12 protein-coding genes and 1 riboswitch are annotated in these 13,908 nt (G+C 34.9%); of the genes, 10 read left to right on the top strand and 2 right to left on the bottom strand.

All coding sequences use genetic code 11. The features are described 5' to 3' along the window. The first annotated feature begins 234 nt into the window (after positions 1 to 234). Positions 235 to 1,164, top strand: a complete 930-nt coding sequence (gene hutG / locus KA894_RS07910) for a formimidoylglutamase (RefSeq protein ID WP_096808592.1) — start codon at positions 235 to 237, stop codon at positions 1,162 to 1,164. On the opposite strand, the gene KA894_RS07905 is transcribed toward hutG, so the two are convergent. Next, positions 1,154 to 2,029, bottom strand: a complete 876-nt coding sequence (locus KA894_RS07905; RefSeq protein ID WP_103372776.1) for a LysR family transcriptional regulator — start codon at positions 2,027 to 2,029, stop codon at positions 1,154 to 1,156. The two genes, hutG and KA894_RS07905, sit on opposite strands and share 11 nt — an antisense overlap. 145 nt (positions 2,030 to 2,174) lie before the next feature. Here KA894_RS07905 and KA894_RS07900 point away from each other — a divergent pair, with 145 nt between their 5' ends. The 9 genes from KA894_RS07900 to KA894_RS07860 all read left to right on the top strand — a co-directional run bounded on the left by KA894_RS07900 (position 2,175) and on the right by KA894_RS07860 (position 12,958). Further along, positions 2,175 to 3,449: a YjiH family protein gene (locus tag KA894_RS07900; RefSeq protein WP_210133867.1), complete on the top strand. Its 1,275-nt coding sequence runs from the start codon at positions 2,175 to 2,177 to the stop codon at positions 3,447 to 3,449. A 47-nt stretch (positions 3,450 to 3,496) separates the two neighbouring features. After that, positions 3,497 to 5,161, top strand: a complete 1,665-nt coding sequence (gene hutU, locus KA894_RS07895) for a urocanate hydratase (RefSeq protein WP_103372778.1) — start codon at positions 3,497 to 3,499, stop codon at positions 5,159 to 5,161. Continuing rightward, positions 5,158 to 6,390, top strand: a complete 1,233-nt coding sequence (gene hutI, locus KA894_RS07890) for an imidazolonepropionase (protein ID WP_096808596.1) — start codon at positions 5,158 to 5,160, stop codon at positions 6,388 to 6,390. The genes hutU and hutI overlap by 4 nt, the downstream gene beginning before the upstream one ends. A gap of 261 nt (positions 6,391 to 6,651) precedes the next feature. Further along, a complete protein-coding gene (locus KA894_RS07885; protein ID WP_210133871.1) occupies positions 6,652 to 7,773 on the top strand; it encodes a SulP family inorganic anion transporter in 1,122 nt (373 codons plus the stop codon). Next, positions 7,773 to 8,897, top strand: a complete 1,125-nt coding sequence (locus tag KA894_RS07880; protein ID WP_096808598.1) for an amidohydrolase — start codon at positions 7,773 to 7,775, stop codon at positions 8,895 to 8,897. The genes KA894_RS07885 and KA894_RS07880 overlap by 1 nt, the downstream gene beginning before the upstream one ends. Before the next feature lie 78 nt (positions 8,898 to 8,975). Beyond that, on the top strand, positions 8,976 to 9,857 hold the full coding sequence (locus tag KA894_RS07875; RefSeq protein ID WP_107644417.1) for an SDR family oxidoreductase: 882 nt from the start codon (positions 8,976 to 8,978) through the stop codon (positions 9,855 to 9,857). Positions 9,858 to 9,966: 109 nt separating this feature from the next. After that, positions 9,967 to 10,578, top strand: a complete 612-nt coding sequence (locus KA894_RS07870) for a flavin reductase family protein (RefSeq protein ID WP_103372780.1) — start codon at positions 9,967 to 9,969, stop codon at positions 10,576 to 10,578. A gap of 86 nt (positions 10,579 to 10,664) precedes the next feature. Beyond that, a riboswitch (SAM riboswitch) is annotated at positions 10,665 to 10,765 on the top strand. 119 nt (positions 10,766 to 10,884) lie between these two features. Then, complete coding sequence (locus KA894_RS07865; RefSeq protein WP_096811198.1) at positions 10,885 to 12,174, top strand: Na+/H+ antiporter NhaC family protein; 1,290 nt, start codon at positions 10,885 to 10,887, stop codon at positions 12,172 to 12,174. A gap of 277 nt (positions 12,175 to 12,451) precedes the next feature. Next, positions 12,452 to 12,958 (top strand): SRPBCC family protein, encoded by a 507-nt coding sequence (locus KA894_RS07860; RefSeq protein ID WP_115341991.1) that lies wholly within the window; start codon positions 12,452 to 12,454, stop codon positions 12,956 to 12,958. 99 nt (positions 12,959 to 13,057) lie between these two features. Here the strand turns inward: KA894_RS07860 and KA894_RS07855 are convergent, their stop codons facing one another. Then, positions 13,058 to 13,822: a MurR/RpiR family transcriptional regulator gene (locus tag KA894_RS07855; RefSeq protein WP_096808602.1), complete on the bottom strand. Its 765-nt coding sequence runs from the start codon at positions 13,820 to 13,822 to the stop codon at positions 13,058 to 13,060. Between the last annotated feature and the right edge of the window lie 86 nt (positions 13,823 to 13,908).

Genomic DNA, 13,908 nt, shown 5'->3' with positions numbered 1-13,908 from the left:
TCAGAAAATCATTTATCACCAATTATACATACTTATCTTTCAGAAATAAATTAAATTTAGATATTTATCATTGAAATGTAATAGTAATGCTAAAACAAACATCTAAATGAAATATTAAAAGCTATTTTCAAAATTAATATCGTTATTTTTGGGTAAATAAAAGGATAAATTGAATTGAGATAAATGTAAGCGTATACTTTTAAGTGTGGATATAGTTTTAAAAGGAGGAGAACTATGTATAAGTTAGCACAACCTGAACTATGGACAGGAAGAGTGGACAGTGAAACAGATGAATCTCAGTTTAGATACTTTCAAACAGTGAACTTTCGTAATATCAATGACCATTTCAATGAATCTCGTCAAGGGATAGGTTTATTAGGTTATGCAGTTGATAAAGGTGTTGAATTGAACAAAGGAAGGTTAGGCGCAAAAGAAGGTCCTGATGCGATAAAAAAAATTTTGGCCAATTTACCCGACTTGAGAAAGAGCAATGTCTACGATTATGGTAATGTTGAGCACGATCATGATACTTTAGAAGAAACCCAAAAAGAATTTGCACAATATGTGGCAACTTCAATTCAGAGACACAAGCAAACTTTCCTATTAGGAGGTGGGCACGATATTGCTTATGCGCAATACCTAGGTGTAAGGGAGGCGCACTCAGAAGCATCTTTAGGTGTTATTAATATTGATGCTCATTTTGATACAAGGTTAGAGCCACAGTCAACTTCTGGTACAAGTTTCAGACAAATTTTAGAACAGGATCAAAAGGCAGATTATTTGGTTTTAGGTATTCAACAAAGTGGTAACACACAAGGATTATTTGATTATGCAGAAGAAAAAGACATCGGCTTTGTGTATGCCGACGAATTACTGCATCAAATTTCTCCTCCTATAAAAGACAAAGTGGAACGTTTTATACATGATCATGATGTCATCATGTTTACAATATGTATGGATGTCATAGATAGCGCATTTGCACCTGGTGTCAGCGCAAATGGTGTCTTAGGGTTATTTCCACATATCGTGCTTGAGTTAGCCAAACGTATTATACCAAATGAAAAAGTTTCAACAATTAGTATTGCTGAAACAAATCCTAAATATGATGTCGATAACCGCACTGCCAAACTATCAGCTAATTTTTTACATCATTTTATTCTTTAATATTCCAGTAATAAATGCATAAGTCTATAAAAGAAAGCACACGTTCAGGGTGCTTTCTTTTTTTTAAGTAATTAATGTAAATAGAGCGACTAAGGGTAGGTTTGATTTCTATGGCGTCTAAGTCTCTAGCATTGAAAGATTGATAATAGACACGAGGGATAATTGCATAACCTAAACCTCGATGTACAAAATTAGTTGAAGCTTCAAACCGGTCAGCCTCTATGATGATATTAGGATGAATATTTAAGCGATTAAAATAATCATCAAGATGTTTACGTACTTGGGAACCTTTTGTTGGTAAGATAAGGGGTAAAGACTTAATCGAAACTTTGTTGCGATTAGGGAATGTATCTTTAGGCGTGATTAATACATAAGATTCTTCGTATAAAGGAATAGAATGGATATCATCATGCACAATTTGTTCATTTGTTAGTCCGAGATGATTTTCAAAATTTAATAATCGCTCTAATATGGTACTCTGATCGTGTACTTCTGAAGCAAGGTACGTTTGATCTTGGTACTGTTTTTGATGCATTGCAACCACTTGTGAAACCCATTGATTTGAAGATTCTAGAATTGATAATTTTATTTTAGGTGCATGACCCATATTTAAGTCATACATTTTTTCAAGCGTTTGGTGATAATTTTGTACAAGTTGGACAGCATAATTATAGAAATGAATACCTTTTTCTGTGATTTTTATATCTTTTGTAGTTCTTAAAAATAAATCATAACCTAAATCAGCTTCAATTTTTTTAATTGTATTTGTTAGAGATGGCTGACTGATATGTAAGAAATCAGCGGCCTTTGTAAAACTATTATATTTTACGACGGCGATAAAATATTCCAATTGAATTATTTTCAAAATAACATCACTCCCCTAGATATATGCTTATTTATAGCTTTAAGCTATTAATAATTAGTTTATTGATATTGGTAGTCTATATAATAACATATTATACTTTTAAATATAGAGGGAGTCGTACTTTCATGTGAAGGGCGTGAAGTACATGTGGAGATTTTTTATTTATAGCTTGATTGGCGTTATTTTTTTCTTTGTTCCAATATCGATTTATGGACAATCTACCATAATGATTGATCATATTGTGCAGTGGATAACACTATTGGTTAAACCAGTACTTCCATATTATGTATTGGTTTTAATCATCATTGGCGCAATTCATCCGTTTATCAATCAACGTTGGAATGAATCGAAAACAAGTATGATATTTAGTTTTTTTAAAGTTATAGGAATATTTATTGCTTTCATGGTTGTATTCAATGTCGGACCAGCATTTGTATTAAAAGATAATATTGGCCCGTTTTTATACGAGAAGTTGGCAATACCATTAAGTGTATTAATTCCTATAGGAGCAATATTTTTATCATTTTTAGTAGGTTTTGGTTTGTTAGAATTTATCGGCGTAATTTGTCGCCCAATTATGAGACCTATATTTAAGACACCTGGTAAATCAGCGGTCGACGCGGTCGCTTCGTTTGTTGGTAGTTATTCTATTGGTTTACTCATTACAAACAAAGTCTACAAAAGTGGTGGCTACACGCATAAGGAAGCAGTCGTCGTAGCGACAGGTTTTTCAACAGTATCAGCTACATTTATGATTATCGTAGCTAACACATTAGGCATCATTCAGCATTGGAATTTATATTTTTGGTTTACATTAGTAGTGACATTTATTGTTACTGCCATTACTGTACAACTCCCGCCTATAAGATTTGAAAAAAAGACAACGTACGAAAACCAATCTTATAAAAAAGAAATTCGTAGAGATATGCCATTGTTAAAAGAATCTTGGTTAGAAGCAAAATTAGCTGTAAAACAATCTAAGACACTAATAGAAAATGTTATTGAGAATTTACGTGATGGGGTCATAATGACGATAGCTATTTTACCATCTATTATGTCTATTGGTTTTTTAGGATTAATTATTACAGAATATACCCCTGTTATCGAGTATATTTCATACATCTTTTATCCTTTTATAAGTATATTTCCAGTAGAGAACATTTCAGTATTGGCTCAAGCTTCTACGATTTCGATAGTTGAGATGTTATTACCTGCTGCCATTGCACAATCTGCAGATTTAGCTACAAGGTTTACAGTTGCAGTGATGAGTGTTTCAGCAATCATCTTTTTCTCCAGTGTTGTGCCCGTGATTCTATCTACTGAAATTAAAATTTCGGTATGGAAACTCGTACTTATTTGGTTCGAAAGAGTCGTGTTTACACTGTTAATTACGATTCCGTTTGTATTGTGGATTTTTTAAATATTAAAACAAAGGTTGAATTATAGTAGACGAAGGAGTGATTTTTCATGAGAAAAATTAAAGCAAAAAAAGGTTTAGAGATTGAATGTAAAGGTTGGGAACAAGAGGCTGTATTACGCATGTTATATAACAATTTAGATCCAGAAGTTGCAGAAAAACCTGAAGATCTAGTGGTATATGGTGGCATTGGCAAAGCGGCACGTAACTGGAAAGCATTCGAAGCGATTGAAGAAACATTACGTTCATTAGAAGCGGATGAAACAATGTTAGTACAATCTGGTAAACCGGTAGCTGTATTTAAGACACATGAAGAAGCGCCACGCGTACTACTTTCCAATTCTGTGCTTGTGCCTGAATGGGCTAATTGGGATCATTTTAATGAATTAGATAAAAAAGGATTAATGATGTATGGTCAAATGACTGCAGGTAGTTGGATTTACATAGGTTCGCAAGGTATCGTACAGGGCACGTATGAAACCTTTGGTGAACTAGCAAACCAACACTACAGTGGTAAATTAAATGGCACAATAACGTTAACAGCTGGTCTCGGAGGCATGGGTGGCGCCCAACCATTGGCAGTTACAATGAATGGCGGTGTTGTTATCGGTGTCGATGTAGATGAAACACGTATTGATAAACGTATTGATACTCGGTACTGCGATGTAAAAACTAAAAATTTAGACGAGGCATTAAATTTAGCTGAAGATGCTCGTAAACAAGGCAAGCCTTTATCCATTGGATTAGTTGGCAATGCAGTAGAGGTGCATCAAGCCATTTTAGACAGAGGATTTAAGATAGATATTATTACAGACCAAACAAGCGCACATGATCCTTTAAATGGTTACATCCCTCAAGGTTATACGTTAGAAGAAGCTAGTGCATTAAGAAATAAAAATCCGAAAGAATATGTGAAAGCATCACAAGCATCTATGCATAAACATGTAGCACTGATGCTTGAATTCCAAAAACGGGGTGCAGTGGCATTTGACTATGGTAATAATATTAGACAAGTTGCCTTTAATAATGGTTTAGAAAATGCTTTTGATTTTCCAGGTTTTGTGCCTGCTTATATTAGACCTTTATTCTGTGAAGGTAAAGGGCCATTTAGATTTGCAGCGTTAAGTGGCGATCCTAAAGATATTGAACGTGCCGATGAAGAAATGCGAAGATTATTCCCAGAAAATGAAAAACTCATCCGTTGGTTAAATTTGGCGCAAGAAAAAATTGCATTCCAAGGACTACCATCTCGTATTGCGTGGTTAGGTTATGGTGAACGTGCAAAAATGGGATTAGCATTAAATCGACTTGTACGTGAAGGTGAAATTTCTGCGCCGATTGTTATTGGCCGTGACCATTTGGACTCCGGTTCAGTAGCAAGTCCAAATCGTGAAACAGAAGGTATGCAAGACGGTTCAGATGCTGTTGGCGATTGGGCTATATTAAACGCATTAATTAATACTGCAGCAGGTGGTTCTTGGATATCCTTCCATCATGGTGGCGGCGTAGGCATGGGCTATTCATTACACGCTGGTATGGTTGTTGTCGCTGATGGTTCAGAACGCGCGGACAAACGTTTAGGTCGTGTATTAACTACAGATCCGGGTATGGGAGTAGTAAGGCATGCAGATGCTGGTTATGAATCAGCTATTGAAGTAGCTAAAGAAAAAGGGATTCACATTCCAATGATTACGGGTAAAGGAGATATAAAATGAACGACTTAATCATTCAAAATATTAAACAATTAATTTTGCCGAAATCTACAGAAAGACCTTTAAAAGGTAAAGAATTAAACGACTTGAAAATCATTGAAAATGGCACAGTGGTGATTAAAGATGGCAAAGTCATTTACTCAGGCGAACATACTGAAGCATATCAAGCGACTGACACAATTGACGCCACTGGAAAAGTGGTTTCACCTGCACTAGTAGAAGCGCACACACATCTTGTACATGGTGGTTCTAGGGAACATGAAATGTCACTGAAGCGTCAAGGGGTTTCTTATTTAGAGATTCTTGAACAAGGCGGCGGCATACTTTCTACCGTAGAAGCAACACGCAAAGCAACGGAAGATGAACTTTTTGAAAAAGCTGAAAAAAATTTACTAACTATGATACAACATGGCGTCTTAGCTGTAGAAAGTAAAAGTGGTTATGGTTTAGATAAAGAAAATGAATTGAAACAATTACGTGTGTCCAATCGATTAGCAGAAAAATATAATTTAGATATGAAACATACATTTCTTGGCCCCCATGCGGTGCCAAAAGACGCTAAATCTAACCAAGCCTTTTTACAAGAAATGATAGATTTATTACCAGAAGTTAAAGCATATGCAGATTTTGCAGATATATTTTGCGAAACCGGAGTGTTTACTGTAGAAGAGTCTAAAACTTACATGGAAGCAGCTAAAAAACAAGGTTTTGATGTTAAAATACATGCTGATGAAATCGACCCTTTAGGTGGTTTAGAACTTGCAATTGAAGAAAATGCGATTTCCGCAGATCATTTAGTTGCTTCTAGCGCGGAAGGTAAAGCGAAACTTAAAAATAGCGATACGGTGGCAGTGTTACTACCAGGGACAACTTTTTATTTAGGTAAGGAAACATATGCCGATGCAAGAGGTATGTTAGATAACAATGGTGCCATTGCTATAGCTACAGACTTTAATCCAGGCAGTTGTGTGACAAATAATTTACAGTTGGTCATGTCAATTGCAGCGTTAAAATTAAAATTATCTCCAAATGAAATTTGGAATGCAGTGACAGTGAATGCAGCTAAAGCTATTGATGTTGAGGCAGGTACAATAAACAAAGGTGATAAAGCAAATATTGTTATTTGGGATGCCCCTAATCATGAATATATTCCTTACCATTATGGTATCAATCATGCCGAAAAAGTAATCAAGGATGGGGAAATACTTTTTGATAATCAAATTAAAATTTAAAAAATAAAAGCGAGTTAATGATGCAGAGCGAGAAGATAAAATCAAATGAAGCAGTTTGATTTTTCTCTCGCTTTTTTCTATTAAATTTATTTAAGTTTTGTGTGCTTATTTTGACTATTTGCAACAAATGATTCTGAGAAATTAAATTGAAAAAATATTTTGACAATTATGATATTATAGTCATTAAAGGGGTTGGGGGTGACTTGAGTCGTGACTAAAATTGGATATATTGACCAATGGAAAGGTAATATCATTCAAAATATGCTGACAGGCATTTTACTTGGACTGGCGTTGCTTCCTGGCGCAATCGCATTTTCTTTTATAGCAGGCGTAAATCCTACTATTGGGATGTTGAGTACTGGGTTAATGATGCTTGTGATCAGTATTACTGGTAATAGAACATTAATGGTTTCAGCTCCAAGTAGCGGTGTTTCTTTAGTAGTGGCGCCTTTAGCAGCAAGTCATGGTATGCAAGCAGTTATTTTAGCAACATTATTTATGGGAATGATTCAAATGATATGTGGTATGTGTCATATTAATAAGTTGCTAAATTTTATACCCACGGGTGTGACTATAGGATTTATGAATGCCTTAGGTATATTAATATTTACTTCACAATTAGAGCATATTTTAGGTATTTCATTAGCAACCTATATAGTTGCGCTGATCTCTTTTATGATGATTTGGTTGGGTAACCAATATATTAGGCTGATACCTGCCCCTTTAATAGCCATTATTGTTTTAACCGTATTTGCTTGGCTACTAAACCCCAATATCGAATATGTATATGATTTAACGCCAATACATAGTAAGATACCAATGCCGGAGATTCTACATGAAATATTCGACATGAGTTTTATTTTAATAAGCATGCTATACGGTTTAATGATGGCTGTTGTAGCTATCGTCCAAAATACATTAACTGCACGTATTATGGACGGAGTTACAGATACGCCTAGTGATAAAAATAAAGAAACCATAGGCCAAGGTATCGCCAATTTTATAGTTGGTTTGTTTGGCGGTTATGGAGGTAGTGCACTTGTCGGACAATCTCGATTTAATGTAACCATGGGCGCAAATTCTAGGATGTCTACTTTGATTACCGGTAGCTTTTTATTGGTAAGTTTATTTGTTTTCGGCGAAATTATTGGACATATCCCCATGGCAGTATTAGCTACGGTACTGATTACAATTTCATTAAATACTTTTGATCGACGCACGCTACCTTTTATAAAAAAAGCACCGCTAGTACATGGCTTGATGGTGTTGTTAACGATGGTATTTATTTTAATTTCAAATAATTTAGCCATAGGTGTTGTCATTGTAACACTACTGTATTATTTATATAACCGATTTAAAAACAAGAAAGGACGTGACGCATAATGCCACAATATGAAGATTACGTAAAATGGAGACGCACATTTCATCAGTTCCCAGAACTGTCAGATAATGAGTACGAAACGACTAAGAGATTGAAACGTATTTTAGAATCTTATGAAATAAAAATATTAGATCTACCTTTGGAAACAGGCTTAATCGCTGAAGTTGGCCAAGGAGATACATTTGTAGCAGTGAGGTCCGATATAGATGCTTTACCAATTAATGAAGAAGTTATGCATGAGTTCACCTCCACGAATGAAGGTATTATGCATGCTTGTGGTCATGACATTCATATGGCGAGTATTTTAGCTGTAGCAACAAGATTAAAAGAGATAGAAGATCAATTAAAAGGACGCGTTCGTTTTATCTTCCAACCTGCTGAAGAATTAGGACATGGCGCTGTGAAATTAGCAGAAACGGGGGCGCTTGATGGTGTGAAAGCAGTACTTGGCTACCATAATTATCCGACTTTAAACATTGGAGACTTTGCGGTGAAACCTGGTGCAGTGACATCATCTGTCGATCGTTTCGAATTTAAGATTAAAGGTAAAGGCGCACATGCTGCCAAACCTGAACAAGGAAATGATCCAATCATTGTTTTAGGACAGTTAATCAATAGCGTTCAAACAATTGTGAGTAGGAACTTATCCGCGTTTGATAATGCAGTTGTTACAATTGGCGAAGTTTCTTGTGGTAATACGTGGAATGTGATTGCAGATCAAGCTTATGTACAAGGAACAGTGCGTAGTTTTGATGAGCAAGTGCGTTCATTTATTGAACAGCGTTTAAGCGCTATTGGTAAAGGGCTGTCTGAAGTATTTGGCGTTGAAATTGAGACCACATACTTCCGATTACCAGGTGCTGTGATGAATGACGAAAAGTTAACTGATGACGCAGTGAATGTTGCAAAACAGGTTGGTTATAACGTGAATCTGATGGAACAACCATTAACAATTGGCGAAGATTTCTCAGGTTTTTCAAGTCAATATCCAAGTGTGTTTGTGTTTATTGGCTCAAATAGTGCGTATGACTTACATCATCCAAAATATGATCCAGATGAACGTATTTTAGAAAAAGTACCTGATTATTTTGTGACCTTTGTTCAAAAATTATTGAATGAGTCTTAGATTTAAAAATATGTGTTAAATACTGTTAAACTTGGGTAAAGCATATTTATAATCATTATCTTTTAAGGAGTGTTATAAATGGCAGCGCAAGATCCTAGAACGAAATACTCAAATGCAGATTTTCCTCAACAAGAGCAACCGATTCCTGGTTTACAAAAAGAATTGAATCCAAAACCAGATTGTGGCGAAACATCTTATACTGGTCACGGCAGATTGAAAAATTACAAGATGTTAGTGACAGGTGGAGATTCAGCTATTGGAAGAGCAGCAGCTATTGCTTATGCTAAAGAAGGCGCTGATGTTGCGATTAATTATCTTCCAGCTGAACAAGTGGATGCTGAAGAAGTGCAACAAGTTATAGAAGAAGCGGGTAGAAAAGCTGTCTTGATTCCTGGAGATATTCGTAATGAGCAATTTAATTATGACTTAGTTGAGCAAGCATATGCACAGCTAGGCGGCTTAGATAATGTTACACTCGTAGCAGGTCATCAGCAGTACAGAGATAGTATCAAAGCATTTGATACAGCTTCCTTTACTGATACGTTTGAGACGAATGTTTACCCTATATTTTGGACTGTCCAAAAGGCGATAGATTACCTTGAGCCAGGGGCAACTATTACGACAACGTCATCAGTTCAAGGTTATAACCCAAGTCCAATTTTACATGATTACGCGGCTTCAAAAGCAGCAATTATTTCATTGACTAAAAGTTTATCAGAAGAGCTTGGTGCAAAAGGCATACGTGTCAATTGTGTAGCGCCAGGGCCATTTTGGTCACCGCTTCAAATTTCGGGTGGACAACCACAATCAAAAATCCCAACATTTGGACAAAAAGAAGTGTTAGGCAGAGCGGGGCAACCCGTAGAATTATCAGGCGTCTACGTCCATTTAGCTGCTGAAGAATCAAGTTATACAACAGGCCAAGTTTATGGTGTTACAGGCGGCACCCAATTAGATTAATTCAATGACAAGATGGCTATTTCAAAGTGTAGAAAGTTTTAAAATACTTACTCGAGCTATACACTTTTGTTATAGCCGTTTTTTATTTATGAAAGGTAAGGCGAATTTTATGAAACATTTAAAAACAAGTGATTTGTCAAAAAAACAAAATTATAAATTATTGAGTGGGAGTATTATACCTAGACCTATTGCTTTTGTTACTTCACAAGATCGAGACGGTAACTTAAATGCAGCGCCGTTTAGTTTCTTTAATGTGGTAAGTAGCGCCCCGCCAATGGTGATGATTTCAACAGGTCGTTTCGGTGGTAAACGAAAAGATACCTCACTGAATATCGAAGAAATGGGAAGCTTTGTTGTACATATAACGGATGAGACAACAGTAGAACAAGTCAATCGTACAGCAGCACCAATCAATCGACAAGACAATGAATTAGAAAGAACAGAATTATCACTTGTTGAATCGGAACTTATACCTATCCCTGGTATTGAACAATCTAAGATCCGTATGGAATGTAAGCTTGAAAGGCTGATTCCGTTAGGAGATACAGAAGAAGGTTCAGATTTAATTATTGGTGAAGTAGTGATGTTTCATATTGATGAAGATGTCTATTTTGAAGATAGTAAAATAGATAGTGAAGCACTAAACGCAGTCTGTCGCTTAGCAGGTAATGATTATGCTTCTATAGGAGACACATTCACAATCGTTAGACCAACTGAATAATGACTAATAAACATATTATTTTAATGTTGAAAGTATACAATTGACGAAGTATTATTAATAGTGTACTGTAATACAATGAATAAAATAACTTATCAAGAGAAGTGGAGGGACTGGCCCTTTGAAACTTCGGCAACATGATGACGCGTGTGCCAATTCCAGTAGCCTAATATGTGCTAGAAGATAAGATGAAGATGTAATGACTTACTCTTTTCTTCTATAAGAAAAGAGTTTTTTTATTGTAGGTATATATTAAAGAATAATATGAGATTTATTATCATAGTAATTACTAAAGAAAGTTGGTTTTGTATGACGGAGACAAAAAAAGGGAACGCATGGGCGCTTGTACCTTTAATTATATTTGTTGGGATATTTTTAGGTGTAGGACTTATTACAGGTGACTTTTCAATTATGCCTTTAAATGTAGCTATAGTAGTAGCTTCAATTATCGGTTTATTAATGAATAGAAAAGAAACTTTTCAAAAAAAGGTAGATGTATTTACCAAAGGCGCAGGACACTCAAACATTATTTTAATGATGTTAATATTCTTGCTTGCAGGTGCATTTTCTCAGACGACAGAAGATATGGGTGGTGTTACGTCTACTGTTAATTTAGGTCTGTCGTTTATTCCTGAAAATTTAATTATAGTAGGTTTATTTATTATATGTATGTTTGTTTCTTTATCGATGGGCACTTCTGTTGGTACTGTGGCAGCAATTGCACCGGTTGGTTTTGGTTTGAGTCAAGCGACAGATGTATCTGCTGCATTAACTATGGCTACAGTAGTCGGTGGTGCGATGTTCGGCGATAATTTATCTATGATTTCTGATACAACCATTGCTGCTGTTCGTACTCAAAAGACGAAAATGAGCGACAAATTTAAAGTGAATATCAAAATTGTATTACCTGGTGCTATATTTACAATGATTGTGCTTTGGTTTTTAACACATAGTGCCCAAATAGACGCTACTAAAGCATATGATTATAACTTTATTAAAGTGATTCCATACATTTTAGTATTAATATTAGCACTTGCAGGAATTAACGTTATTATTGTGTTGATTGGCGGCACGGTCTTGTCTGCAATTATAGGGCTTGTTGATGGTTCTTTCAGTTGGTCAGGATTACTTAGCTCTGTATCTAAAGGGATTATTGGCATGGAAGATATCGCTATTATCGCATTACTCATTGGTGGCCTCGTAGCCTTGATTCAACATAATGGTGGCATAACGTGGCTATTAAATTTTGTGCGTAATAGAGTAAAATCTAAACGTGGTGCAGAATTAGGTATTGCAGGATTAGTAAGTGCTGCTGATATTTCAACTGCAAATAACACTATTTCTATATTAATGGCGGGGCCATTAGCTAAGAATATAGCAGATGAATATGATATTGATTCTAGAAAGTCTGCAAGTATTTTAGATATATTTGCAAGTTGTTTTCAAGGGTTATTACCATATAGCCCACAAGTTATAGCTGCAGCCGGTGTTGCATCCATTTCACCAATCGCTTTGGCACCGTATGCCATTTATCCTATCATTTTAGGTGTTTGTGGATTGATTGCTATTTTCTTCAGAATACCAAAATTAAATAAATAATAATATGGGGGGCGTCAGGTTTAAATTTAAGCAGAGACTGATGGCTCTCCCTTTTTCTTATATAAGCATATGAGTTGTGAGATAATATACTAAGAAACGCATATACGAAACATAAAAAGCGTGAAAATTTTGACGTTTACTGACTATTAACGATAAAATATATAAGTTGTCAGTTTTATAGTGAAAATAAAGTATAGTGAGATTTCTTGGTATTATTGTTTAGAAGTCTAGTATAATAAGTTAGAATAGTATGAAGAGTGAAAGTAGGTGAACAATCGTGGGTAGATATAATGTAGAAAATGAGTATGTGGAGATTCAGTTGGAACGACTTTTTAAAGTTGAACCTGAATTAGTATATCAAGCGTGGACAGATCAACGTTTTCTAAAGCAATGGTTTATGACAACAGAACGAACTAATAAATCTATAGACGTTAATGCTGAACAAAATGGTAGTTATGAAATTGTTGATGTTCGTAAAGGTAAAGAAAATGTAGTAAGAGGTTCCTATGTTACATTAAATACTAATGCATATATTGTTATGACAATTGGCATGCCTGAGTTGAGTGACTCTGAAGATACAATTGAAATTGAGATATTTGAAAGAGAACCAGGTATTACACAAATGATATTTAGTTATACTGCTTATATACCTAGAGAACGCAGATTAACATCTTTAGAGTACAAACAAAAGAAAAAGGAATACCATGATTCCACTGCGCATGGTTTTGAAATGCTATTTGATAAGCTCCAAACTACTTTAGAAGAACATGAAGAAGAAGCTTAAGTATGTAGCCATTACAATTTAATTAATAAAAACGTATAAATAAAAAGACTTGCAGGCATTTTGAGGGAACGGCTGTAAGTCTTTTTTTATAATTTAATTTTAAGTATTAAGGTGTTTCTTCTCTTTACGTTCGTTAAATTTACGTAAAAGTGTCTCGAAAAAGATATGGTAACTAATAAAACTAGAATAGTCGATTCCATCTGTTAAGTAAAACGTATTACTAGATACATAAATATTATAATTTGCTTTTTGGGCTAACGTGTTATCTTTTAGTGTTGTTATAGAAATAAAATATTTTTGGCGTAGTTGTAGTAAATTGGTTATATCAGTTAATTGTATCGATTCTCCGGATAACGAAATAATAAAGAACAAATCGCTATCTGAAGCTTTATTTAAAACCATTTTAAATTCATGTACATCATGTAATACAATAATATTTTTATGTATCGTTAATAAAATCCTTTGTGCTTCTTTCGCTACATTCATCTGGGCTAAACCCGTCCCATATAAATATATTGTTTCTGCTTCGTATATTTTATCAGTAACAAGATTATAGTCGACGCGTTCTAAATAAGTGAATGTATTTTCTATTTCTTGTTTGAAAGCATCCATCGAATCAGAGGACAATTGATGTACTTGTTCTGTTTCGAATTTCAAGTAAGATTTAAAGTCACTGTATCCATCAAACCCTAACTTGCGAGTGAAACGATGGATACTTGCGTTTGACGCATGGGTGAAGGTAGCTAGCTCTTGAATTTTCATTGATTTGCACTCTGGTATATGCGTATTGATAAAATGAGCGATTTGTAAGTCATTTTCATTTAATTTACTAAAGTTATTATTAATACGTTCATCTAAAAGCAAAATAGTCACCTCAGGCTTTCTGAAAAAATTTTCAGGTCGTGAAAATATAATCTTATTGTACAAAATGGTTCGTAATAGCGTCAAAC

Source organism: Staphylococcus sp. GDY8P131P, assembly GCF_017891975.1.
In the GTDB taxonomy this organism is placed as follows: domain Bacteria; phylum Bacillota; class Bacilli; order Staphylococcales; family Staphylococcaceae; genus Staphylococcus; species Staphylococcus nepalensis.
This window is presented reverse-complemented; position numbering and strand designations above follow the sequence as displayed.

What these genes read in the sequence shown, in the direction of transcription:
- KA894_RS07880 (WP_096808598.1), top strand. Translation starts at nt 7,773, where the DNA reads ATGCCACAATATGAAGATTACGTAAAATGGAGACGCACATTTCATCAG.
- KA894_RS07865 (WP_096811198.1), top strand. Translation starts at nt 10,885, where the DNA reads ATGACGGAGACAAAAAAAGGGAACGCATGGGCGCTTGTACCTTTAATT.
- KA894_RS07885 (WP_210133871.1), top strand. Translation starts at nt 6,652, where the DNA reads ATGCTGACAGGCATTTTACTTGGACTGGCGTTGCTTCCTGGCGCAATC.
- KA894_RS07900 (WP_210133867.1), top strand. Translation starts at nt 2,175, where the DNA reads ATGTGGAGATTTTTTATTTATAGCTTGATTGGCGTTATTTTTTTCTTT.
- hutI (WP_096808596.1), top strand. Translation starts at nt 5,158, where the DNA reads ATGAACGACTTAATCATTCAAAATATTAAACAATTAATTTTGCCGAAA.
- KA894_RS07870 (WP_103372780.1), top strand. Translation starts at nt 9,967, where the DNA reads ATGAAACATTTAAAAACAAGTGATTTGTCAAAAAAACAAAATTATAAA.
- hutG (WP_096808592.1), top strand. Translation starts at nt 235, where the DNA reads ATGTATAAGTTAGCACAACCTGAACTATGGACAGGAAGAGTGGACAGT.
- hutU (WP_103372778.1), top strand. Translation starts at nt 3,497, where the DNA reads ATGAGAAAAATTAAAGCAAAAAAAGGTTTAGAGATTGAATGTAAAGGT.
- KA894_RS07875 (WP_107644417.1), top strand. Translation starts at nt 8,976, where the DNA reads ATGGCAGCGCAAGATCCTAGAACGAAATACTCAAATGCAGATTTTCCT.